The sequence below is a fragment of the Biostraticola tofi genome (genome assembly GCF_004343195.1).
Taxonomy (GTDB): Bacteria; Pseudomonadota; Gammaproteobacteria; order Enterobacterales; family Enterobacteriaceae; genus Biostraticola; species Biostraticola tofi.
In genome coordinates this window covers 25,008-47,113 of sequence record NZ_SMCR01000009.1, presented here as the reverse complement: position 1 = coordinate 47,113, position 22,106 = coordinate 25,008, and the positions used below count along the sequence as shown (strand labels likewise).

The following is a 22,106-nucleotide window of genomic DNA, read 5'->3' as shown; positions in this document are numbered from 1 at the left end:
CCAGATCATGGGCAGTACATTAACCAAAGGGTTTTTCAATGTCAGAACAAAACAGTACCGAGATGGCTTTCCAAATTCAGCGTATTTATACCAAAGACGTTTCCTTTGAAGCACCTAACGCTCCTAAAGTGTTTCAGCAGGAATGGCAGCCTGAAATCAAGCTGGATCTGGACACCGCTTCCAGCCAGCTGGCGGAAGACATTTATGAAGTCGTGCTTCGCGTAACCGTAACGGCGACTCTGGGCGAAGAAACGGCTTTCCTGTGTGAAGTGCAGCAGGCAGGTATCTTCACCATCTCCGGTATCGACGGCACACAAATGGCGCATTGCCTTGGCGCATACTGCCCTAATATCCTGTTCCCTTACGCTCGTGAATGCATCACCAGTCAGGTCTCTCGCGGTACTTTCCCGCAGTTGAACCTGGCGCCGGTCAACTTCGATGCGCTGTTTATGAACTATCTGCAGCAACAGTCCGATGGCGAAGGAAGCCAACCGACCCAGGACGCCTGATAATGAAAACAAATACCTCTATGACAGTCATCGGAGCCGGTTCGTATGGTACGGCTCTGGCCATAACCCTGGCCCGAAACGGTCATGAGGTGTTGTTGTGGGGGCATGAGCCGGGGCATATACGGGCCCTTGAAGCGGCGAGGTGCAATCAGGCATTTTTGCCTGATGTGCCTTTCCCGCCTTCTCTGCGACTGGAAACCGAACTTACGGTAGCGCTGGCCGCCTGCCGCGATGTATTGATTGTGGTGCCGAGCCATGTATTCGGCACGGTGCTCAAACAAATCAAGCCATTGCTGCGTCCGGATGCGCGAATTGTCTGGGCGACCAAGGGACTTGAAGCCGATACCGGCAGACTGCTGCAGGATGTCGCTCGCGAAATTCTGGGCAATCACATCCCTCTGGCGGTGATTTCCGGGCCGACTTTCGCAAAAGAGCTGGCCGCCGGGTTACCTACCGCCATCGCGCTGGCTTCAACGGATACGCTTTTCTCGACCGATTTACAGCACCTGCTGCATTGCGGCAAGAGCTTCCGGGTGTACAGCAATCCTGACTTTATCGGCGTTCAATTAGGCGGCGCGGTAAAAAATGTTATTGCTATCGGCGCGGGTATTTCCGATGGCATCGGTTTCGGCGCCAATGCGCGAACAGCGCTGATTACCCGTGGCCTGGCGGAAATGTCCAGGCTGGGCGCGGCTCTCGGCGCACAAGCCAATACCTTCATGGGCATGGCCGGCCTTGGCGACCTGGTGCTGACCTGTACGGATAACCAATCCCGCAACCGGCGGTTTGGCATGCTTTTAGGGCAGGGGGTTGACGTACAATCAGCGCAGGATACTATCGGACAGGTAGTCGAAGGTTATCGGAATACCCGTGAGGTCCTGGCACTGGCCGGCCGCTATGGGGTTGAGATGCCGATTACCGAGCAAATCTATCAGGTGCTTTACCAGGACAAAAATGCCAGGGAAGCAGCGCTGAGCCTGCTCGGCCGCGCGCAGAAGGAAGAAAATGCCAGCGGCTGAACTTCGGGCTTGGCATGCATTTGTCAATCCGTTAGAGGTAAGCCGTATGTCGACAGAAGAATTGGAACTGGTGTGGGATAACATTAAAGCTGAAGCGCGTGCTTTAGCCGATTGTGAGCCCATGCTGGCCAGTTTTTTCCACGCCACCCTGCTCAAGCATGAAAACCTGGGCAGCGCGTTAAGCTATATGCTGGCGAATAAGCTGGGCAATCCCATCATGCCGGCCATTGCGATCCGTGAAATAGTCGAAGAGGCTTACAGTGCCGATCGGCACATGATTCTTTCTGCTGCCCGCGATATACACGCCGTTCGGCAACGCGATCCGGCGGTCGATAAATACTCGACCCCTTTGCTGTATCTGAAAGGGTTTCATGCCCTGCAGGCTTACAGGATCGGTCACTGGCTGTGGTCCCAGGATCGCCGGGCGCTGGCGGTATATTTCCAGAATCAGATATCGGTTTCGTTTGGCGTCGATATACATCCAGCAGCCACGATTGGCTGCGGTATCATGCTAGACCACGCGACCGGCATCGTGATCGGCGAAACCGCCATTGTCGAAAACGATGTATCAATACTGCAGTCGGTAACACTGGGCGGGACCGGTAAAACCAGCGGTGACCGCCATCCCAAGATCCGAGAAGGCGTAATGATTGGCGCCGGCGCGACGATTCTGGGCAATATTGAAGTCGGACAGGGCGCAAAAATCGGTGCCGGTTCGGTAGTGCTCCACTCGATCCCACCGCATACTACCGCCGCAGGCGTCCCGGCGCGTATTGTCGGCAGGCCCGATACCGATAAGCCCTCCATGGATATGGATCAGTCTTTCAGCAGCCTGGGCTTTGAGTACGGCGACGGCATTTAGCACGGTAGGCTGCCTGTCGGGGTTGAGTCTGATGCTGCCGTTCGGTGCTGTTTTAGCGCGACGAAGGCTATTGCCGTGCGCCGCTGTAGCCCAGCTGCCTCCAGGCTTCATAGACCACCACCGATACGGCATTGGAAAGATTCATGCTGCGGCTGTCGCTTTGCATCGGGATGCGGATTTTATGCTCGGCAGCCAGGCTGTCCAGCACCGTTGAGGGTAAGCCACGGGTTTCGGGACCAAACAGCAGGTAATCCCCTGCCTGGTAGCTGACGGCGCTGTGGGCCGGCGTGCCTTTGGTTGTCAGTGCGAACAGCCGTTCGGGTTTCTCCTCGCTCAGGAATGCACTGTAGTCATGATGATGCTTTATCCGGGCGAATTCGTGATAGTCCAGACCGGCCCGGCGCAGCCGCTTGTCATCCCAGGTAAAACCCAGCGGTTCGATAAGATGCAGGTAAAAGCCGGTATTGGCGCATAAGCGAATGATATTGCCGGTATTGGGTGGGATTTCCGGTTCGAAGAGTACAACGTTAAGCATAAGGCCCCCTGTTCAGGAGGCGAAGAATAGCAAAAATCACCGGTTTAAGCTGCACTTGTGCGGCGGATATCATCGTTGCTGCAGCGGTAGCCAGATGATCAATCTCAGTCCGCCCAGCGGGCTGTCTTCCGCCTTGACCCAGCCGCGATGCTGCTCAACGGCGGTTTCAACAATCGCCAGGCCGAGGCCGGTCCCGCCTGACTCACGATCGCGCGCTTCGTCGGTGCGATAGAATGGCCTGAATATCTGTTCGCGATCTTCAGCGCTGACCCCGGGTCCATCGTCATCAACGGTAATGGTGACACCCTGGTTGTCGGCGGTAAATGCGACCGAAATCTTGTGATGGGAATAGCGGAGCGCATTTCTTACGATATTCTCCAACGCGCTGTCGAGAGCCGAAGGATTGCCCAGCAGCGTCCAGTTGCCGGGGCGGGCGGTTATCTCCAGGGTTTTACCCATTTGCTCCGCTTCAAATGCGGCGTCATCAAGCACATCGGTCCACAGGTCATTGGCTTTAATCAATTCCCGCGCCAGCTCGTTCTTATGCTGATTGCGTGAAAGCACCAACAAATCGTTAATCATGGAGTCCAGCCGCTGCGCCTCGGTTTCAATCCGGGCCAGTTCATTGGCTTCGCCATGCCGGCGCCGCATTAACGCGGTTGCCAGCTGCAGCCGGGTAAGCGGGGTACGCAGCTCATGTGAGATGTCGGAAAGCAGTCGCTGCTGAGCGGTAACCATTCGCTCCAGGGCACTGACCATCTGGTTGAAACTGACGCCGGTTGCCAGGAACTCCTGGGGACCGGCTTCCAGCTCCGGATGCTGGCGTAGATTCCCCCGGGCAACTTCATCCGCGGCATGCTTGAGTTTGCGCGCTGGTTTGGCCAGGCTCCACGCCAGCCACAACAACAGCGGAATGCTGATGAGCATGGTGACTATCAGCAACATGAAAGGTCGGTCAAACATCAGGTTGATAAAATCGGACTGCGAGCTGACGGCCGGCCTAATCTGGTACAGCTGATAGTTATCTTCACCGTCACGAATGGCGAAAGGCCCTACCAGCTCCACGCGGCCATATTTTTTCTTCTGTGGATGATCCGAGTTATCTGATTGGCCGATAAAGTTACGGATAATCTGCATTTCATTGCGCTGCGCGCCAATAACCCGTCCTTCGCTGGTGACCATGATAAGCCGCTGGCCGGGAGGCGCCCATTTGTCGATGGATCGGAACAGCCGACGCCACCACATCAGGTCATTGGCAGGATCCGATGCCAGCTCCGCTTCGACATGCTGCTGCAGCATAATGCCCTGTCGTTGCTCACTGTCCAGCAGTGCGGTCAACTGCCGTGAGTCGAGCTTCGGCACCATCAACACCAGCATCAAAACCAGCGCCAGAGTCAGCCAGAAAATAGCGAAGATCCGCGCAGTCAAGCTATTGATCATGCAGCGGAAACCATTAGATAACCTCTGCCTCGCAACGTTTTGAACCACGGATGTCCATCCCGTCTGTCCGGCAGTTTGCGCCGCAGGTTGGAGATGTGCATATCGATGGCGCGGTCAAACGGCGTCAGGCGCTTACCCAGCACTTCCTGGCTCAGATGCTCCCGGGAAACCACTTGACCAAGATGCTGCGCCAGTAGGTAGAGCAGGGTAAATTCGGTCCCGGTCAGCTCCAGGGCGATGCCATCGAATGTCGCTTCCTGGCGGCCTGGATTGAGGCGCAGGTGGTCGACTTCCAGCGATGGTGTGCCGTTATCGCCCACCTGCTGCTGCTCAGTCCAGTGAGAACGACGCAATATAGCGCGTATACGTGCCACCAGTTCACGATCGTTAAAAGGTTTGGGCAGGTAATCATCTGCCCCCAGTTCCAGCCCCAGGACGCGATCCAGTTCGCTGCCGCGGGCTGTCAGCATAATAACCGGCGTCTGATAGCGCTGACGCAGTTCTTTAAGGGTATCGATACCGTTTTTACGCGGCATCATTACGTCCAGCAATAATAAATCAAAGGAGTTATCCAAAGCGCTGAGGGCCTGCTCACCATCGTAAGCCACCACCACGTTGAAGCCTTCCATTTCCAACAGTTCTTTCAATAATGCAGTAAGTTCACGGTCGTCATCGACTAAAAGGATTTTATTCATTTTTTTACCTCCAGACGCAAAATACGACATCAATAACAGCCAATCCATGACTTTACGAAGCTTTACATGCCCTGACGCATGTTTGCAGCCTCATTAGTAGACTGAATTCATCGTTTAGCGACATATAGTTTCATAAGCCAAGGGGTCTGGGTTGCGCAAACTTCACGTATTGTTCATCACCGCCATAATGGTTTCGGTTAATGCGCTTGCTGACGAAAACAATATCACTAAAAGCTGGCATTACGATGATGTTGCGCTCCGCGCCAGCGATGGGCAATACGGCATGTTTGAAGGCGTTAAGCTGTCTGAGCGCCAGAGACAGCAGATGCGTGACCTGATGAGCCAGGCGCGTCATGAGATGCCTCTTGTTAATGTTAGCGAAATTGAGCAATTACACACGCTGATCACTGCAGAAACTTTTGATGAAGCGGCAGTACGATCGCAAACAGAAAAAATGGCCCAGCAACAGGTAGCACGCCAGGTCGAAATGGCCCGGGTGCGGAACCAAATGTACAACCTGCTGACGCCCGAGCAAAGACAAATTTTGAATCAACGCCATGCGCAGCGTATCGACGAAATGAAGCTGCAATTGTCTGAGATGAGCCCAGCTTCTGCCCAGAAGCCAATAGTAAACGAGTAAAGAGTTCTTTTTTCCTTGCCATAGACACCATCCCTGTCTCCCCCACCGAAAGGTGGGGTTTTTTTTGTCCTCCTCGCAGTAGCGCAGTAGCCGCATTTTTTACCTGCATCACGTATACTCTTAGAAATACTCAGTTTTGGAGCCGGCCATGAACCCCCAGTATGCCCGTCTGGTCAAGTCCGCCGCCCTGGCAGCTACCGTGACGGCCAGCCTGTTATTGCTGATTAAAGCCATTGCCTGGGGTTATACCGGCTCGGTGAGCATCTTGGCGTCATTGGTTGATTCACTGGTCGATCTTGCCGCCTCAGTCACCAATCTTTGGGTCGTGCGCTACGCGGTCCAGCCGGCCGATAACGAACATACTTTCGGCCATGGCAAGGCGGAGTCGCTCGGCGCGCTGGCGCAAAGCATGTTTATCGCCGGATCGGCGCTTTTCCTTATCCTCACCGGCCTGCAGCATCTGCTGTCGACATCGGCTCTTCGCGCGCCCACCATCGGCATCGTGGTGACGGTAATCGCGCTGATGACGACTCTCATTCTGGTCACTTTCCAGCGTTGGGTGGTGCGCAGAACGCAAAGCCAGGTCATTCGGGCCGATATGCTGCACTACCAGTCCGATCTGATGATGAATGGCGCCATACTCATTTCGCTGGGGTTAAGCTGGTACGGCATTCTTTGGGCTGATGCAGTGTTTGCCATCGGCATCGGACTGTATATTTTAAAGAATGCGCTGAGCATGGGATTTGAGGCGGTGCAATCATTGCTCGACCGTGCTCTGCCTGATGAGGAACGACAGGCAATCATTGACATAGTGTCATCCTGGCCTGGTATAAAAGGGGCGCACGAGTTGCGCACCCGTCAGTCCGGGCCGACGCGTTTTATCCAGATACATCTGGAGATGGAAGACGCATTGCCGCTCATGGAGGCACACCGGCTGGCTGAGCAGGTTGAAAGGTCTATCCTTGGCCGGTTTCCTGATGCGGATATCATTATCCACCAGGATCCGTGCTCGGCAGTACCCGCAGAAAAGCAGGGGCAATGGGAAATATAATGTTTTAGTATATTGTTCGATAAAGGATTGACTGATAGCGATCAAGAGTCGGAATTGTCTGACCTGAATCAATTCAGCCCACTGGATTTGTTATACTATTTTTATCATAAGCCGGGGGTTCCGATACAGTGGGACCAAAAATCAATCAGGCATAGTGTATTCTACAGAATGTGTCTTAAGTTCAGAGGTAGTCATGATTAAAAAAATCGGTGTACTGACAAGCGGCGGCGACTCACCAGGCATGAATGCAGCCATTCGGGGTGTCGTTCGCGCCGGCCTTTCCGAAGGCCTCGAAGTCTATGGTATCTATGATGGCTATCTCGGCTTATTCCAGGATCGAATGAGTAAACTCGATCGCTACAGTGTGTCGGATATGATTAACCGTGGCGGCACTTTCCTTGGCTCTGCCCGCTTCCCGGAATTCAGGGAAGAAGGCACGCGCACCATCGCGATTGAAAATATGAAAAAACGCGGTCTGGACGCGCTGGTGGTTATCGGCGGGGATGGCTCCTACATGGGTGCAAAACGACTGACCGAGATGGGGTTTCCCTGTATTGGCCTGCCGGGCACGATAGATAATGATGTCGCCGGCACGGATTACACCATTGGCTATTTCACCGCTCTGGAAACAGTAGTCGAAGCCATTGACCGCTTGCGCGATACTTCTTCATCACATCAGCGCATCTCCATTGTGGAAGTCATGGGGCGCTATTGTGGTGATTTGACCATGTCAGCGGCTATCGCCGGTGGCTGCGAATTTATCGTCTTGCCTGAGGTAGAGTTTAAACCGGAAGACTTGGTCTACGAAATCAAAGCAGGTATCGCCAAGGGTAAAAAGCACGCTATCGTAGCCATTACGGAGCATATCTGCAATGTGGCCGAATTAGCGGAATATATTGAGAAAGAAACCGGTCGCGAAACCCGCGCTACGGTTTTGGGTCATATACAGCGTGGCGGCAGCCCGGTAGCTTATGATCGCATCCTGGCATCACGAATGGGTGCGTTTTCCATTGAATTGTTGCTGCAGGGTTATGGTGGCCGCTGCGTCGGTGTACAGAATGAGAAACTGGTTCATCACGACATCGTCGACGCCATCGAAAATATGAAGCGCCCGTTTAAAATCGATTTGCTGGAAACAGCCAAAAAACTGTATTGATGCCAGAAGCGACATCCATGCCAATACCCTCCGGTGGGAGGGTTTTTTTTACCATGAAATATACCCTTTGGTTATATTAATTAATTTTTTATTCTTTAATGGATAATGTTATTTCTGCCACTCTAGCCTGGAGCGAAAGCGTAAAATAACTGTTATCTGGGAGAATAATTGATGTCTAAATGGCGGGCTGGACTGTTGTTGATGCTTCTTTCCGGAGGCGTGGCGGCAAAAGATATACAACTGCTGAATGTATCCTATGATCCGACTCGAGAGTTATATCAGGAATACAATAAGGCATTCAGCAAATACTGGCAGGGTAAGACCGGCGATACCGTTACCGTGCGCCAGTCTCATGGCGGCTCTGGCAAACAGGCCACCTCGGTTATCAACGGCATTGAGGCGGACGTCGTGACGTTGGCATTAGCCTATGATGTTGATGCGATAGCTGAACGCGGTCGCATCGACAAGAACTGGATTACGCGGCTGCCGGACAATTCCGCTCCTTATACTTCAACCATTGTTTTCCTGGTACGAAAAGGCAACCCTAAGCAAATTCATGACTGGCCCGATCTTATCAAGCCCGGCGTGTCGATAATTACCCCCAACCCTAAAACATCCGGTGGCGCCCGGTGGAACTACCTGGCTGCATGGGGATATGCGCTGCATCAGAATAACAATGACCAGGCCAAGGCGCAGGATTTCGTCAAGGCGCTGTTTAAAAATGTTGAAGTACTGGACTCCGGGGCGCGTGGGGCAACCAACACCTTTGTAGAACGTGGCATCGGCGATGTGTTGATCGCATGGGAAAATGAAGCGCTGCTGGCGATCAATGAACTGGGTAAGGACCAATTTGAGGTGGTCACCCCCAGCGAATCAATTTTGGCGGAGCCTACCGTATCGGTTGTCGATAAAGTGGTCGACAAGCGCGGTACGCGTGAGATCGCCAATGAATATCTGAAGTATCTTTACACGCCGGAAGGGCAGCGTATCGCCGCCGAAAATTACTATCGTCCGCGAGATAAAGCTGTGGCTCAGGAATTTGCGCAAAAATTCCCGCAGCTCAAACTCTTTACCCTGGATGAGACTTTTGGCAACTGGCAAAAAGCACAAAAGGATCATTTCTCGAACGGCGGTTCATTCGATATCATCAATCAGCGCTGATCAGGCCGAAATACCGCGCATAAAAAAAGCCGTAAACTCAGTTTCCGGCTTTTTGCATGTAATAAACGGAGCAATCAGGCTTTCTTGGCTTCGGCGGCAGCCTTGACGATCACGGCAAAAGCATCCGCTTTGAGAGAGGCCCCACCAACCAATGCGCCATCAATGTCCGGCTGGGTGAACAGTTCAGCCGCATTGGCCGCATTCACCGAGCCACCGTACTGAATGATGACCTGCTTGGCGACTTCTGCATCCTGTTTGGCGATATGCTCACGGATAAATTTGTGTACTGCCTGTGCCTGCGCCGGCGTAGCTGACTTACCGGTACCGATAGCCCAGATGGGCTCGTAAGCGATAACGGCATTTTCAAAGGCGGCTGCACCCAGGGTGTTTAACACAGCATCGAGCTGACGAGCGCAGACTGATTTTGTCTCTCCAGCTTCGTTTTCGGCTTCACTTTCACCAATACACAACACCGGGATAAGACCCGCGTCTTTCAGCACTGAGAATTTCTTGGCAATGAATTCGTCGCTTTCACTGTGATAGGTGCGGCGTTCGGAATGACCGATAATGATGTATTTCGCGCCAACGTCTTTCAGCATGTCGGCAGAGGCTTCGCCAGTGAAAGCACCGGACAGGTTGACGTCGACGTTTTGCGCACCCAGATCGATACGGCTGCCGGCCAGGGCATGTTTTGCCTGGTCAAGATAAATAGCCGGGGGAGCAATGGCAACGCCGCAGCCGGTGACGCCGCTCAGCTCTTTACGCAGAGCGAGGATCAGTTCGTTGACCATCAGAGTGCTGCCATTCAATTTCCAGTTTCCCATCACTAACGGATGTCGCATGGTTGTTTCTCCAGTCAAAGTGCGCAAAATACATAAATTATATCTGCCAGCAGGGCAGATTTACCTGTCCCCAGTATAGAGATCAAAAGCCTCAGTGGCTTTGTTTTTCGTCATTAATGCTAACCTCATCATGGCTCAGATAGCGACAGCTTAACCGGTTCAACCGCGAAAGTTAGTCCTTTCTCCCCGTTATCTGCCACTACATAACGCAATGCACCGACGGTCTGCTGGGAGAATCTCGAACCCTGTCCTGCAGCCAACAGTTCAGATACTCGGGCAATGCTTTGTTCGACAGTCAATGTGGGCTCGAATTCCCGCAATAGTGCAGCCATATAGCTGATGGCAGTGGCGCGCGAGGCTTTTTCAGCCGCCCCTTCGACCGGCAGGTAAGTCAACTGCAACGTTTTGATTTTACCACTGCCTTTCTCCAGAGCGGTCGAAGCATAGAGCGTTTCATTGATCTTGCTGGCGGCACGGGTAAGCACCAGAGGTTCGTTACGGCTGCCTATCGAGCGGAACTCGCCGATAGGCTGAGCTGGATTGTGGGCATTATAGCTTTCGCGGAATTGTACTACCGTCATGTCGAAAGTTGGCGCGCCCGCCAGTAGATAGGGGGCGGTGGGAGAGGCTTCGGCATGCGGCTCGGCCAGCGCCGGGCTTGACACGATGCCGAACAGCATCCAGCAAAGGATGAGACAACACAGTATTCCAACAGGCAGCGGCTGGGTCGATGAACGATGCGCCAGAACAATAGTCATGGGTATTACCAGTAATGCTCACTGGTCATATGACCAGGTTTACGGCGTAAATGCTTGCGCATATCGCGGCTGTCTTTAAGCAGCTGCTGCGTATCGCGCACCATCTGCGGGTTGCCGCAAAGCATGACGTGCCCAGTCTCGGCATCAAGCCTGAGCCCCACCGCCGCTTCCAGCGAGCCATCGGCAATAAGGGCCGGCACGCGTCCGGTCAGTGAGCCCGGCACCTCTTCACGGCTTACCACCGTTTGAACCTGCAGTTTGCCGTTATAGTGCTGCTGTAATTCAAGCATTTGCGGCAGATAGCTGAGATCCCGGGCAAAGCGTACCGCATGGACCAGGACGATATGTTTGAACCTCCCCAGTCCCTCTCCTTGCTGAAGAATGGATATATAGGGACCCAATGCGGTACCGGTGGCCAGCATCCACAGCGTCTCGCACTCGGGAATTTCATCGAGGACAAAGAAGCCGGCCGCGTCTTTGGTAATCATCAGATTATCTCCAGCCTGCAGATTATGCAGCGGCGGGCTGAGTTTACCTTCCGGCACGGTAACCAGATAGAACTCCAGATTCTCGTTACGCGGCGCATTAACATAGGAATAGGCACGCTGGATGCGTTCCCCCTCAATTTCCAGGCCCAGCTTGGCATACTGACCGGCAGTAAACGGACTGACAGGCGCATGTACGATTAAACTGAACAGACTCTCAGTCCAGTGTTCCACATGTACCACTTCCCCGGTAACCCATTCAGCCATGACATCTACTCCTTCTTAAATTCTACGATGTTGGTCATTAATGTCGTTGCCTTGCCCGGCAATAAGCGGAGAAGGATACCTTATTTTTGCCATCGTTTATCCCGGATAAATGTGTGGATTTACCGGCTTCCAAACCGCTCAGCTCGGCATTATCGGCTAATTTACGCGTTACATCCAGTTTCGTTCCGGTCAGCCATTGCCAGTGAAGCGCGTAACTTTTTTTTTACGCCGGCGGTAACCCTGGCTTCCACCCCTGGGCATTATTTTTTTCAGTGTTAATAACTATACTAATGCCATAAATGTGGTATTTTTTGCTGTCTTTTTTTCAGATACCTGTACATGAGCCTGTATTGGTTCTGTAGAGCAAATTATTATCTTGGCATTAATATAATGAACAACTCACGTTCCCTCCATCTGCTGCTGCTATTGATGGCGTTGATTTCCGTTGGCCAGATGGCCCAGACTATTTATGTGCCCGGCATGCCTGCCATGGCGCTCGATCTGGGGGTAAAAAAAGGGGCGCTGCAACAACTGATGGCGGCTTACCTGCTGGTCTATGGCGTCTCACAGTTGGTCTATGGGCCGTTATCGGACCGGGTCGGTCGCAGGCCGGTCATCCTGGCAGGCATGGGGATATTTTGGTTCGGTGCCCTGGTGGCCTGTTTCAGTTCCAGCCTGGCGATGTTGACACTCGCCTGTGGTATCCAGGGCGCCGGTACCGGTGTGGGTGGCGTGATGGCACGTACCCTGCCGCGAGATCTGTATGAAGGTATGGCCCTACGTCAGGCTAACAGCTTGCTTAATATGGGGATCCTGATCAGTCCTTTGATTGCGCCGTTGATTGGCGGTGTGCTGGCCGACCTGGTGAGCTGGAAAGCCTGCTTTGCTTTCCTGCTGGTGCTGAGCACGGCGGTGACGCTCATCGTCTGGTTCAAGTTACCCGAGACCCGACCTGCCGGAGTGCGTCCGGCCAGATGGGGCTTGATTGCGCTGCTGCGTGAGCGCCAGTTCAATTGCTACCTGGTGATGCTGGTGGGTGCGCTGGCGGGTATTGCCGCTTTTGAGGCCTGCAGCGGCGTGCTGCTGGGCCAACTGGGCCTCAGCCCGGGCCAGGTGAGCCTGCTGTTTATCATGCCGGTGCCGGCCGCATTTCTCGGGGCATGGTATGCCGGCCGGTCGGACAGCCCGTTCGGTGAATTGATGTGGAAAGGCGTGCTGAGCTGTCTGGCATCGGGGCTGCTGATGTGGTTGCCGGGCTGGTTTGGCATGATGTCTGTCTGGACCTTGCTTATCCCGGCCAGCCTGTTTTTCTTCGGCGCCGGCATGTTGTTCCCACTGGCGACCACAGGCGCAATGTCACCTTATCCTTATTTGGCGGGTACCGCGGGTGCTCTGGTGGGGGGAATACAGAATATCGGCGCGGGGTTAGTGGCGGGCGTCTCTTCGCTGTTGCCGCAAACCGGGCAATTCAGCATCGGTATGCTGCTGACGGCCATGGCCATCCTGATGCTCGGTTGCTGGCTGCTGCTATCGCAGCGGCTGACTGCCGCTGCTGTCACCTCGCCGACCTCTCCCCAATCCTGATGCCAGGCCGGTCAACAGACCGGGAGCGCTTCATGCGCTCGCCGTCGCACATCCTTAGTCCTCGCTGTGCTCTTCCCATGCACGGGCGCGAGCGACCGCTTTCTGCCAGCCGCTGTAGCGATAATTCCGCTCCACGGTTTCAATCCCCGGACGGAATTCCCGTTCGATGGTTGCCTTGCTCTTTACTTCATCCAGGTCGCTCCAGAAACCGACCGCCAGACCTGCGAGAAACGCAGCACCCAGAGCGGTAACTTCACTGATTTCAGGGCGTTCTACCCGCGTTCCCAGAATATCAGACTGAAACTGCATCAGGAAGTTGTTGGATACTGCTCCGCCATCCACGCGAAGCGCCTTGAGACGTTCGCCTGAATCAGCCTGCATGGCATCCAGCAAGTCACGTGTCTGGAAGGCAATGGACTCAAGGGTGGCACGGATGATGTGGTTCGCATTGACCCCACGGGTTAAGCCGAAGATGGCACCGCGGGCATAGGGATCCCAATACGGAGCACCCAAACCGGTAAATGCCGGCACTACGTACACCCCGTTAGTATCTTTGACCTTACTGGCGAAATATTCGGAGTCAGCGGCGTCGCTGATTAATTTCATTTCGTCACGTAGCCACTGTATCGCTGCACCGGCGACGAATACCGCCCCTTCCAGCGCATAGTTGACTTCACCGTGCGGGCCGCAGGCGATGGTGGTCAGCAGCCCATGTTTCGACTGCACCGCTTCAGTACCGGTATTCATTAACAGGAAGCAGCCGGTGCCATACGTATTTTTAGCCATGCCTGGTTGCACACACAGCTGGCCGTAAAGGGCCGCCTGCTGGTCGCCGGCAATCCCGGCGATAGGAATACGGGTGCCGCCTTTGCCGCCGATATTGGTCTGACCGTAGACCTCGGAAGACGGACGGACTTCAGGCATCATTTCACGAGGTATATCGAGGATCTCCAGCAGGCGATCGTCCCATACCAGGTCGTGGATATTGAACAGCATGGTGCGTGACGCATTGGTATAGTCCGTCACATGCACCCGTCCCTGGGTCATTTTCCAGATAAGCCAGGTATCAATGGTGCCGAACAGCAGTTCTCCGCGTTTGGCTCTTTCGCGCGAGCCCTCTACATGATCGAGGATCCATTTCACCTTGGTGCCAGAGAAATAAGGGTCTATGACCAGGCCGGTGGTTTTGCGCACATATTCTTCCAGCCCGTCACGCTTCATGATTTCGCAGATTTCGGCAGTACGGCGGCACTGCCAGACGATAGCGTTGTGAATCGGCTTGCCGGTTTCTTTGTCCCAGACCACAGCGGTTTCGCGCTGATTGGTGATACCGATGGCCGCAATCTGATCGGAACGGATATCCGCCTTGGCCAGCACCTCTACCAGGGTCGAGCTTTGGGAAGCCCATATTTCCATGGGGTCATGTTCTACCCAGCCCGGCTTGGGATAGATTTGGGTAAACTCACGCTGCGAAACGCTGACGATATTGGCATCGTGATCAAGCACGATTGCTCGAGAACTGGTGGTCCCCTGGTCGAGGGCGACAATGTATTTTTTTTCTGAAGGCATACTATATTCCTGTCTGAAAAGATCGCTGAAATCGTAAGGCTAGGCTTTGCGCTCGGCCGCAGCAGAGCTGGCGTTTGGCTCGTCCGTGACCGGCAAGGCGTTCGGGATATGCCGTGCAATCAGCGTCCGATAGCCAAATGCGCCGACGCAGGCCCCTACTACCGGAGCAATAAGCGGTACCAGAAAATAGGGAATATCACGACCACCGGTAAAGGCGATGTTTCCCCAGCCAGCCAGATAGGCGAAAAACTTAGGCCCCAGGTCGCGCGCCGGATTCAGCGCAAAACCGGTAAGGGGGCCCATTGAGGCACCGATGACGGCAATCAGGATGCCAACAAGCAGCGGTGCCAAAGGACCGCGCGGGATTCCATTACCATCGTCGTTTAATGCCATGATAAGGCACAACAGAATGGCAGTAATGACCGCTTCAACCGCAAAGGCCTGCACGACAGTGATGTGCGGGTTAGGGTAGGTAGAAAATATACCGGCCAAATCCAGGCTCTCTACACTGCCGCGAACCATTTGATGGGTTTGTTCAAAATCAAAGAACAGATTGTAGTACAGGCCATAGACCAGCGCTGCGCCGCAGAAAGCGCCACAAAACTGTGCACCGATATAGGGAAGGACCTTACGGCGTTCGACACTGCCGAACAGCCACAGGGCAATCGTGACGGCAGGACTTAAATGGGCCCCTGAAACCGCTGCGGTCAGATATATCGCAAGGGCGACGCCCAGGCCCCAGATGATGCTGATTTCCCATTGGCCAAAGCTGGCCCCGGCGAGTTTAAGCGCCGCCACGCAGCCCACCCCGAAGAATATCAACAATCCCGTTCCGAGAAATTCCGCTATGCATTGGCCTTTTAAAGTATGACGTGTTGTGTGACTCATAAGGATTTCCTGTCAGCGAAATAGCTACATTAACCTCTGTTACCTGCTTTCTTTTCCAAACGAAGCTAAAAAGGTAACGTAAAGTGTGCTCCATGTAAATTTATCGTTAACGAGCATAAACGAGAAATATCGAAATCAAATTATGTGGATTAGTTCAAATAAATGAGCGAATTCGCTTACATTATGGCTCATTAAATCCGCCAGGGAGCATAGCAACGCGTCTTTTTTTTAACAATTCATGTTAATAGGATGAGAATGGCCGCCAAAAAGCTGAAAAGAAGGGTTTGGGGCAGGGTCGCATAGCGTACACTAGGGCTTAAAGCCCGTTGATTCGGATTAATGTGGTGGACATAGGCAATACGGCTACTTAAAATCCTTATCCAAGCTAGCTGCATCACCGGCATTGTGATCTGAGCCAATGACAGCATGGAGAATTAAAAGAGGTTACACACAGGTTGTGTAGCTGCAACTCACGATTACGCCTTGTGTGCATAAGGGGACTGAAATGGCATTTGAAGTTTTTGAAAAATTAGAAGCAAAGGTTCAGCAAGCGATTGATACGATTACGCTTCTGCAAATGGAAATTGAAGAGCTGAAAGAAAAGAACAATAGCCTGTCTCAGGAAATCCAGCAAGCAGCTGGCAGCCGCGAATCACTGGTCAGCGAGAATGAGCAGTTAAAGCAAGAGCAAGGTGTTTGGCAAGAGCGGTTACGCGCATTACTGAGCAAGATGGATGAAGTCTAATCATTTATCCTAACGAAAAGGGCGATATTATATCGCCCTTTCCTGCCCAGAAGGCGAAAGCTTATTCCAGGTCCAGCGGTTCTTCAGACAGGATAATTCCGGTGTTGTCAGCGTAAAGATGGTCGCCGGAGAAAAAAGTGACACCGCCGAAGTTGACCCGGATATCGCTTTGACCGATACCTTCGCTTGCTGCCCCTGCCGGCGTAGCAGCCATTGCCTGAATACCCAAGTCCAGTTCTTCGAGCTCATCAACCTGGCGTACGGCACCGTAAATGACAATGCCTTCCCATTCGTTCTGCACTGCCAGGCTGCCGACTTCCGCATCGACCAGAGCGCGGCGGACTGAACCGCCGCCGTCGACCACAAGAACGCGCCCACGTCCGTTTTCCTCTAACGTATCATACAGCAGGCCATTATCTTCGAAGCATTTCACGGTGACAATCTGACCGCCAAATGATGATCTTCCACCAAAGTTGGTGAAAAGAGGATCAACAACGTTCACTTCTTCGTGATAAATGTCGCATAGCTCGGATGTATCGTATTTCATAGGATTTACGTCGGGTTGCCGCTGGATTGGCAAGTATATCGCTTTATCGTCCCAGTTGCCAAAATCATCAGATGCTAACTTGATACGTATCAGAAAAACAACGGCCGTTGCTTAACTGATCAACAACCCTGCTGCAAACAGCACATTGATAAGCAGGGTGCATTTCACCGTTTTTTCCAGCATAGGGCGCATGCCGGATGGGGTGGTGTCATGCAGGACGTAGCGAGCCTGCATGTATAGCGCTGGTACGGCCAGCATAAACAGCCAGCCGGCCAGAGTATGCGTTTTAAGCAGGCTGAACAGCGCCAGACATGCCACTGCCCCTGACAGCAATGCCACATGATAATAGCGAGCACGTTTGGGCCCAAGCCTAACGGCCAGGGTATTTTTACCGTTGAGGCGATCGGTATCGATATCACGCAAGTTGTTGATGTTCAATACGGCTGCAGCCAATAGTCCGCAGGCGGTGGCGGGCAGCATGACAATGGTATGGAAGGCGTTGGTCTGCAGATAGTAGCTTCCGGCAACGCTCAGCCAGCCGAAGAATATCAGCACCGACAAATCACCCAAGCCCATGTAACCATAGGGGCGGGTGCCGACGGTATAGGTAATGGCGGCGATGATGGACAGGACACCCAGCAGCAGAAAACCCAATATATCCGCCGGTTGTTTGCAGGCCACGGCGATCAATATCCCGCCAAACAGCAGTGAAAGCGTGATGGCGATGATCAATGCAACCTTCATCTGCTCGCGGGAAATTATCCCTAGCTGCATGCCGCGCATTGGACCGATACGCCCCTTTTCATCACTGCCTTTGACCGCATCGCCATAATCATTGGCCAGATTAGACAGTATCTGCAGCATGGCGGCGGTAACCAACGCCAGCAAAGCCACTACTGGCCTGAAATGGCCCTGCCAGCCAGCGATGGCCGAACCAGTAACGATAGAGGCTAGCGCCAGTGGTAATGTGCGCAGACGCAGGCTGACCATCCAGGCTCTCGCCGGACTGATAGTAATAGTATCGCTCATAATTGACGCATCTTCTGATTATCAACCCGTAAGGCAGAAAAACGGGAGGCATGAGCCTCCCGTGCCGGATGTCGCCTATCGCCGTAAAAGGGCTACAGGATAAAGCGGCTCAAATCTTCATCAGATATTAACTCATCCAGATGGCCGCGAACATAATCTGCGTCAATAGATATAATTTTACCGTCCCATTCACTGGCGTCATAGGAAATATCTTCCATCAGCCGTTCCAATACGGTATGTAGCCGACGGGCACCGATATTCTCGGTACGCTCATTCACCTGCCAGGCCGCTTCAGCGATACGACGAATGCCGTCGGCGGTAAACTCGATTTCCACGCCTTCGGTCGCCAGCAGTGCTTTATACTGAGTCGTCAGTGAAGCGCTCGGTTCAGTCAGAATGCGCTCAAAATCATCAGTCGTCAGGGCTTCGAGTTCAACGCGAATCGGTAAACGGCCCTGGAGTTCCGGAATCAGGTCTGCCGGGCTGGCTACCTGGAAGGCGCCGGAAGCGATAAACAAAATATGGTCGGTTTTCACCATGCCGTGTTTAGTCGAAACGGTGCAGCCTTCTACCAGCGGCAGCAAATCGCGCTGCACGCCTTCGCGGGAGACGTCAGGACCCGACATTTCGCCACGCTTACAGATCTTGTCGATTTCATCGATAAACACGATACCGTGCTGTTCGACGGCTTCGATGGCCTGTTCCTTCAGTTCTTCAGGGTTGACCAGTTTGGCGGCTTCCTCTTCGATCAACAGCTTCATGGCTTCTTTGATCTTTATTTTCCGCGCCTTTTGTTTTTGTCCCGCCAGGTTTTTGAACATCGACTGGAGCTGATTGGTCATTTCTTCCATGCCGGGAGGAGCCATGATTTCAACCCCCATCGGCGATGCCGCCAGGTTTATTTCGATTTCTTTTTCATCCAGCTGGCCTTCACGCAATTTTTTGCGGAAATTCTGACGGGCGGATGAGGGTTCTGCATTATCTTCTGGCTGGCCCCAGTTGTCTTTTGCCGGCGGGATCAGCACATCGAGGATACGTTCTTCGGCCAGCTCTTCCGCCCGGAAACGGTTTTTATCGATCGACTGAAGCCGCACCATTTTTACCGCCGCATCGGTGAGATCGCGAATAATGGAATCCACTTCCTTGCCAACATAGCCGACTTCGGTAAATTTGGTGGCTTCTACTTTAATAAAGGGCGCGTTGGCAAGCTTTGCCAGGCGGCGGGCAATTTCCGTTTTACCTACGCCAGTAGGACCGATCATCAGGATATTTTTAGGGGTCACTTCATGGCGCAATGCTTCATCCAGTTGCATGCGACGCCAGCGATTACGCAGGGCGATGGCAACGGCACGTTTTGCGTTATGCTGGCCGATGATAAAGCCATCAAGCTCGCTGACTATTTCGCGTGGGGTCATTTCAGACATGTTTGAGGATCCTTACGCTTTGGACGTTAATTCTTCGATGGTGTGGAAATGATTGGTGTAGATGCAGATATCACCTGCAATACCCAATGATTTCTCAACGATATCTCTCGCTTCAAGCTCGGTATTTTCAAGCAAAGCCCGTGCGGCAGATTGCGCATAGGGGCCGCCTGAACCGATGGCGATCAGATCATTTTCAGGCTGAATGACATCGCCGTTTCCGGTAATAATCAGGGAGGCGTTTTCATCGGCAACCGCCAGCAAGGCTTCCAGCCGACGCAGCATGCGGTCGGTCCGCCAGTCTTTAGCCAGTTCAACCGCTGCCTTGACCAGGTGGCCCTGGTGCATCTCGAGCTTGCGCTCAAACAGCTCAAACAGTGTAAAGGCATCGGCTGTGCCGCCGGCAAAACCTGCGATAACCTGATCATGATAAAGACGCCGTACCTTGCGTACATTGCCTTTCATCACGGTGTTACCCAGTGTTGCCTGGCCATCGCCGCCAATCACAACGTGGCCATTGCGGCGTACGCTTACGATAGTTGTCACGTGCAACCCCTCGCTATAGATGAATAAAGAGCCCCACAATTATGTGGGGCATATTAAAACTATAGATGGGGCAGGATAGTTTTTTTTCAACCCCCGGTGGCGATAGGGATGCAATTCGCCGCGCCGGCGCTACGCAGATTCTGCAGCGATTTATCCGCGCCGGCGCGGTTACTGTAAGGCCCGAGCATGATGCGGTTCCAGCCGCCATTGCTGGTTATCCGACTTTCAATCCCTGCGAACGCCAACTGGGCACGCACAGATTCCGCCTGATCCATGGTCTTGAATGAGCCGCACTGGATGAGCCAACGCTGAGCGGTTTCTTTCTTCTCGGTTTCGGATTTGGCGACCGGTTTAGGCTCATTCCTGGTCGGGGCCGTCTGAGGCTGTGCCTGGGTCATCGAGGCCGGCTGCCGAGGCTGCTGCGCTGCAGGCTGTTGAATCTGCTGGCGAGGTTGCTGCACCTGATTTACCGGCTGCTGCGCCGGCTGACGTGGCTGCGTCGCCTGGTTTAACGGCTGCTGCGCCGGCTGACGTGGCTGCGTCGCCTGATTTAACGGCTGCTGCGCCGGATTCAGCGATTGTTGACGCGGCTGGGGAACCGGTTGCTGAGCTGGCTGGCGAGATTCTGGCACTTGAGTGACCTGTGAGCGCTGCGTTGTCCCAATAGGCGCTTTGATTTTGTCATTATAGGGCACTTCGTTCAGGTGGGTCGGCTGCTGGCGCATATCCGCCTGCATCTGTTCCAGCAGTTGACGCTGCTCGTCGGTCAGTTGCGAGGGTGACTGGACCTCCCCTCCGGCCGAAGGCTCAGTCGGCGTCTGGACGCCAATCTGGCGATTCTCCAGTTCCTTGATATAGCGCCAGCGCTCCTCGGGCTTTGGCGGCAAGCCATTGCCGGTGTGCTTGCCATGGTTAGGCAAGATCACCGCTTCTTCCGTTTTATTATGTGCAATAAAATAGAGACCGCCGACAAAGGTAATCAATACGGCAGCCGCCAAGGCTATCATCAGTTTCGATGTACCCGAAGCGCTACTTTTTTTTCTACTTTTGGTTTTTTTACGCCGCGTACCTGTATTACCCGAACGTCCACCACGGCCTACATAGTCTCTTTGTGCCACTATCGTTTCGCTAATATTGAGGAGATAACCAGCCCGTCATGTTACTGAAGGCAATAATATTTGACCAGCGTCAGCAATCCTAAAACCTGCTGTGCCTGACGCCCGGCATAGCGGTACTCCTGCGGATGATTAATTTACTTTCCAACAACAATGATGAATTAATTAATGCATGTTGCCTGACTTGTCGTAAAAGTAACAGCATCGCGTCACAGCCGATCTGATAACGCGGCTGCGCAACGGTGGTCAGCGGCGGATCGCAGAACTGCGCCAGGGTGATATCGTCAAAACCAATCAGCGACAAGTCGCCCGGCACATTAAGCCCATTGCTCTTTGCCTGCGACAGCGCGCCGAAGGCGATAATGTCGCTATGGCAAAATATCGCAGTGGGCGGATTGGGTCTTGATATCAAGGTATTAAGGCCATTTGCCCCGGTGCGAAAGTTGATATCGCCGCGAAAAATGCCCTGTTCGGCGGGGGGAATGCTGTGGCGACGCATGGCCTGAATAAAGCCCTGGACGCGATATTCGAACAGCGGCGTGCCTTCCGGTCCGGAAATGCAGGCGATTCTCTGATGGCCGAGTTTAAAAAGATACTCCACCGCTTCATAGGCGGCCGTCAGGTTATCTATATGCACCGTGGGCAGTTCGAGCTCAGGGACGAATTCATTAACCATAACCATCGGCGGCAGGTTTTGCTGCTCGGCTTTACCGATGCTGAACGGCAGATTGGCCCCGAGCAGCAGCATACCGTCTACCTGCCGGGTGATAAGCAGGTCTGTAAAGTTTTTTTTATGCTGGTGGGCACAATCGACAACCAGGACCAGGTATCCCTCATCCGAGGCGGTTTCTTCAATCCCGCGCAGGATTTCGGAGAAAAAACCATCGCAAATGTCAGGCACTACCGCCAGGATGGTGCGGGTTTCGCTGCGTTTTGCCTGGCGGGTCAGCGGTTGCGGTTCGTACCCCACCGCGGTTACCGCAAGCTGTACTTTACGCCGGGTCTGCGTCGAGACTTTTTCAGGATTCATCAGCGCTCTGGATACGGTAGCCGTCGAAACCCCGGCTTTGATCGCCACATCCTTCATGGTTATCATACCCGTTTTATTTTGTTCCACTTATTTTTCCAGCCTCCGTTCAGCATGTGATATCCCGCAGCGAGTTAACGAGCCCGCCGGCAGTGTTGTTCTTTTTTGGCTTCCGGGCCCGGGATGTGAGAACGGTCGGTTTAAAGCCGCTATGT

The 22,106-nt window shown here is 53.5% G+C and carries 23 protein-coding genes; 9 read left to right on the top strand and 14 right to left on the bottom strand.

The window, feature by feature from the left end:
- The first annotated feature begins 38 nt into the window (after positions 1-38).
- Genes secB through cysE form a run of 3 tightly spaced genes read left to right on the top strand, consistent with a single transcriptional unit; the run spans position 39 to position 2,390 of the window.
- Positions 39-509, top strand: coding sequence for a protein-export chaperone SecB (gene secB / locus EDC52_RS15985; RefSeq protein ID WP_131866667.1), 471 nt, complete (start codon positions 39-41; stop codon positions 507-509).
- A gap of 2 nt (positions 510-511) precedes the next feature.
- Positions 512-1,528: an NAD(P)H-dependent glycerol-3-phosphate dehydrogenase gene (gene gpsA, locus EDC52_RS15980; RefSeq protein WP_407924224.1), complete on the top strand. Its 1,017-nt coding sequence runs from the start codon at positions 512-514 to the stop codon at positions 1,526-1,528.
- Between the two features lie 46 nt (positions 1,529-1,574).
- Positions 1,575-2,390 carry a serine O-acetyltransferase gene (cysE, locus tag EDC52_RS15975; RefSeq protein WP_131866665.1) on the top strand — a complete coding sequence of 272 codons (816 nt, stop codon included), beginning with the start codon at positions 1,575-1,577 and terminating at the stop codon, positions 2,388-2,390.
- 67 nt (positions 2,391-2,457) lie between these two features.
- On the opposite strand, the gene trmL is transcribed toward cysE, so the two are convergent.
- The 3 genes from trmL to cpxR form a co-directional block, all read right to left on the bottom strand.
- Positions 2,458-2,925, bottom strand: a complete 468-nt coding sequence (gene trmL, locus EDC52_RS15970; protein WP_131866663.1) for a tRNA (uridine(34)/cytosine(34)/5-carboxymethylaminomethyluridine(34)-2'-O)-methyltransferase TrmL — start codon at positions 2,923-2,925, stop codon at positions 2,458-2,460.
- A gap of 69 nt (positions 2,926-2,994) precedes the next feature.
- A complete protein-coding gene (gene cpxA / locus EDC52_RS15965; protein ID WP_131866661.1) occupies positions 2,995-4,365 on the bottom strand; it encodes an envelope stress sensor histidine kinase CpxA in 1,371 nt (456 codons plus the stop codon).
- Positions 4,362-5,060 carry an envelope stress response regulator transcription factor CpxR gene (gene cpxR / locus EDC52_RS15960; protein WP_131866659.1) on the bottom strand — a complete coding sequence of 233 codons (699 nt, stop codon included), beginning with the start codon at positions 5,058-5,060 and terminating at the stop codon, positions 4,362-4,364. The genes cpxA and cpxR overlap by 4 nt, the downstream gene beginning before the upstream one ends.
- A 151-nt stretch (positions 5,061-5,211) precedes the next feature.
- Here cpxR and cpxP point away from each other — a divergent pair, with 151 nt between their 5' ends.
- The 4 genes from cpxP to EDC52_RS15940 all read left to right on the top strand — a co-directional run bounded on the left by cpxP (position 5,212) and on the right by EDC52_RS15940 (position 9,068).
- Positions 5,212-5,700: a cell-envelope stress modulator CpxP gene (cpxP, locus tag EDC52_RS15955; protein WP_196237773.1), complete on the top strand. Its 489-nt coding sequence runs from the start codon at positions 5,212-5,214 to the stop codon at positions 5,698-5,700.
- A gap of 148 nt (positions 5,701-5,848) precedes the next feature.
- Entirely contained in the window at positions 5,849-6,751 is a 903-nt protein-coding gene (fieF, locus tag EDC52_RS15950; RefSeq protein ID WP_131866657.1) for a CDF family cation-efflux transporter FieF, read from the top strand.
- 193 nt (positions 6,752-6,944) lie between these two features.
- Positions 6,945-7,907 carry a 6-phosphofructokinase gene (gene pfkA, locus EDC52_RS15945; RefSeq protein ID WP_131866655.1) on the top strand — a complete coding sequence of 321 codons (963 nt, stop codon included), beginning with the start codon at positions 6,945-6,947 and terminating at the stop codon, positions 7,905-7,907.
- 171 nt (positions 7,908-8,078) lie between these two features.
- Positions 8,079-9,068, top strand: a complete 990-nt coding sequence (locus EDC52_RS15940; RefSeq protein WP_131866653.1) for a sulfate ABC transporter substrate-binding protein — start codon at positions 8,079-8,081, stop codon at positions 9,066-9,068.
- A gap of 74 nt (positions 9,069-9,142) precedes the next feature.
- Here EDC52_RS15940 and tpiA read toward each other — a convergent pair whose 3' ends face one another.
- The 3 genes from tpiA to fpr all read right to left on the bottom strand — a co-directional run bounded on the left by tpiA (position 9,143) and on the right by fpr (position 11,420).
- Positions 9,143-9,910, bottom strand: coding sequence for a triose-phosphate isomerase (gene tpiA / locus EDC52_RS15935; RefSeq protein WP_131866651.1), 768 nt, complete (start codon positions 9,908-9,910; stop codon positions 9,143-9,145).
- Between the two features lie 128 nt (positions 9,911-10,038).
- Positions 10,039-10,590 (bottom strand): DUF1454 family protein, encoded by a 552-nt coding sequence (locus EDC52_RS15930; RefSeq protein WP_131866801.1) that lies wholly within the window; start codon positions 10,588-10,590, stop codon positions 10,039-10,041.
- An 83-nt stretch (positions 10,591-10,673) separates the two neighbouring features.
- Positions 10,674-11,420 carry a ferredoxin--NADP(+) reductase gene (gene fpr / locus EDC52_RS15925; protein WP_131866649.1) on the bottom strand — a complete coding sequence of 249 codons (747 nt, stop codon included), beginning with the start codon at positions 11,418-11,420 and terminating at the stop codon, positions 10,674-10,676.
- Between the two features lie 390 nt (positions 11,421-11,810).
- Here fpr and emrD point away from each other — a divergent pair, with 390 nt between their 5' ends.
- Positions 11,811-13,004 (top strand): multidrug efflux MFS transporter EmrD, encoded by a 1,194-nt coding sequence (gene emrD / locus EDC52_RS15920; protein WP_131866647.1) that lies wholly within the window; start codon positions 11,811-11,813, stop codon positions 13,002-13,004.
- A gap of 54 nt (positions 13,005-13,058) precedes the next feature.
- Here emrD and glpK read toward each other — a convergent pair whose 3' ends face one another.
- The gene (gene glpK / locus EDC52_RS15915) at positions 13,059-14,573 is read right to left on the bottom strand and encodes a glycerol kinase GlpK (RefSeq protein WP_131866645.1); all 1,515 of its coding nucleotides are present in this window, start codon (positions 14,571-14,573) and stop codon (positions 13,059-13,061) included.
- A 39-nt stretch (positions 14,574-14,612) separates the two neighbouring features.
- Positions 14,613-15,461 (bottom strand): MIP/aquaporin family protein, encoded by an 849-nt coding sequence (locus tag EDC52_RS15910; RefSeq protein ID WP_131866643.1) that lies wholly within the window; start codon positions 15,459-15,461, stop codon positions 14,613-14,615.
- A gap of 505 nt (positions 15,462-15,966) precedes the next feature.
- On the opposite strand from EDC52_RS15910, the gene zapB reads away from it, so the two are divergent.
- Positions 15,967-16,206, top strand: a complete 240-nt coding sequence (zapB, locus tag EDC52_RS15905) for a cell division protein ZapB (RefSeq protein WP_131866641.1) — start codon at positions 15,967-15,969, stop codon at positions 16,204-16,206.
- 61 nt (positions 16,207-16,267) lie between these two features.
- Here zapB and rraA read toward each other — a convergent pair whose 3' ends face one another.
- The 6 genes from rraA to cytR form a co-directional block, all read right to left on the bottom strand.
- The gene (gene rraA / locus EDC52_RS15900; protein WP_131866639.1) at positions 16,268-16,753 is read right to left on the bottom strand and encodes a ribonuclease E activity regulator RraA; all 486 of its coding nucleotides are present in this window, start codon (positions 16,751-16,753) and stop codon (positions 16,268-16,270) included.
- A 111-nt stretch (positions 16,754-16,864) separates the two neighbouring features.
- Positions 16,865-17,782: a 1,4-dihydroxy-2-naphthoate polyprenyltransferase gene (locus EDC52_RS15895; protein ID WP_131866637.1), complete on the bottom strand. Its 918-nt coding sequence runs from the start codon at positions 17,780-17,782 to the stop codon at positions 16,865-16,867.
- Positions 17,783-17,874: 92 nt separating this feature from the next.
- A complete protein-coding gene (gene hslU, locus EDC52_RS15890) occupies positions 17,875-19,206 on the bottom strand; it encodes an HslU--HslV peptidase ATPase subunit (protein WP_131866635.1) in 1,332 nt (443 codons plus the stop codon).
- A gap of 12 nt (positions 19,207-19,218) precedes the next feature.
- A complete protein-coding gene (hslV, locus tag EDC52_RS15885) occupies positions 19,219-19,749 on the bottom strand; it encodes an ATP-dependent protease subunit HslV (RefSeq protein ID WP_131866633.1) in 531 nt (176 codons plus the stop codon).
- 86 nt (positions 19,750-19,835) lie between these two features.
- Positions 19,836-20,867: a cell division protein FtsN gene (gene ftsN, locus EDC52_RS15880; protein ID WP_131866631.1), complete on the bottom strand. Its 1,032-nt coding sequence runs from the start codon at positions 20,865-20,867 to the stop codon at positions 19,836-19,838.
- A gap of 79 nt (positions 20,868-20,946) precedes the next feature.
- Complete coding sequence (cytR, locus tag EDC52_RS15875) at positions 20,947-21,981, bottom strand: DNA-binding transcriptional regulator CytR (protein WP_407924223.1); 1,035 nt, start codon at positions 21,979-21,981, stop codon at positions 20,947-20,949.
- Positions 21,982-22,106: the final 125 nt, after the last annotated feature.

Coding starts and splice junctions, on each gene's coding strand:
- secB (WP_131866667.1), top strand. CDS start 39: ATGTCAGAACAAAACAGTACCGAGATGGCTTTCCAAATTCAGCGTATT.
- gpsA (WP_407924224.1), top strand. CDS start 512: ATGAAAACAAATACCTCTATGACAGTCATCGGAGCCGGTTCGTATGGT.
- cysE (WP_131866665.1), top strand. CDS start 1,575: ATGTCGACAGAAGAATTGGAACTGGTGTGGGATAACATTAAAGCTGAA.
- trmL (WP_131866663.1), bottom strand. CDS start 2,925: ATGCTTAACGTTGTACTCTTCGAACCGGAAATCCCACCCAATACCGGC.
- cpxA (WP_131866661.1), bottom strand. CDS start 4,365: ATGATCAATAGCTTGACTGCGCGGATCTTCGCTATTTTCTGGCTGACT.
- cpxR (WP_131866659.1), bottom strand. CDS start 5,060: ATGAATAAAATCCTTTTAGTCGATGACGACCGTGAACTTACTGCATTA.
- fieF (WP_131866657.1), top strand. CDS start 5,849: ATGAACCCCCAGTATGCCCGTCTGGTCAAGTCCGCCGCCCTGGCAGCT.
- pfkA (WP_131866655.1), top strand. CDS start 6,945: ATGATTAAAAAAATCGGTGTACTGACAAGCGGCGGCGACTCACCAGGC.
- EDC52_RS15940 (WP_131866653.1), top strand. CDS start 8,079: ATGTCTAAATGGCGGGCTGGACTGTTGTTGATGCTTCTTTCCGGAGGC.
- tpiA (WP_131866651.1), bottom strand. CDS start 9,910: ATGCGACATCCGTTAGTGATGGGAAACTGGAAATTGAATGGCAGCACT.
- EDC52_RS15930 (WP_131866801.1), bottom strand. CDS start 10,590: ATGCTGTTCGGCATCGTGTCAAGCCCGGCGCTGGCCGAGCCGCATGCC.
- fpr (WP_131866649.1), bottom strand. CDS start 11,420: ATGGCTGAATGGGTTACCGGGGAAGTGGTACATGTGGAACACTGGACT.
- emrD (WP_131866647.1), top strand. CDS start 11,811: ATGAACAACTCACGTTCCCTCCATCTGCTGCTGCTATTGATGGCGTTG.
- glpK (WP_131866645.1), bottom strand. CDS start 14,573: ATGCCTTCAGAAAAAAAATACATTGTCGCCCTCGACCAGGGGACCACC.
- EDC52_RS15910 (WP_131866643.1), bottom strand. CDS start 15,461: ATGAGTCACACAACACGTCATACTTTAAAAGGCCAATGCATAGCGGAA.
- zapB (WP_131866641.1), top strand. CDS start 15,967: ATGGCATTTGAAGTTTTTGAAAAATTAGAAGCAAAGGTTCAGCAAGCG.
- rraA (WP_131866639.1), bottom strand. CDS start 16,753: ATGAAATACGATACATCCGAGCTATGCGACATTTATCACGAAGAAGTG.
- EDC52_RS15895 (WP_131866637.1), bottom strand. CDS start 17,782: ATGAGCGATACTATTACTATCAGTCCGGCGAGAGCCTGGATGGTCAGC.
- hslU (WP_131866635.1), bottom strand. CDS start 19,206: ATGTCTGAAATGACCCCACGCGAAATAGTCAGCGAGCTTGATGGCTTT.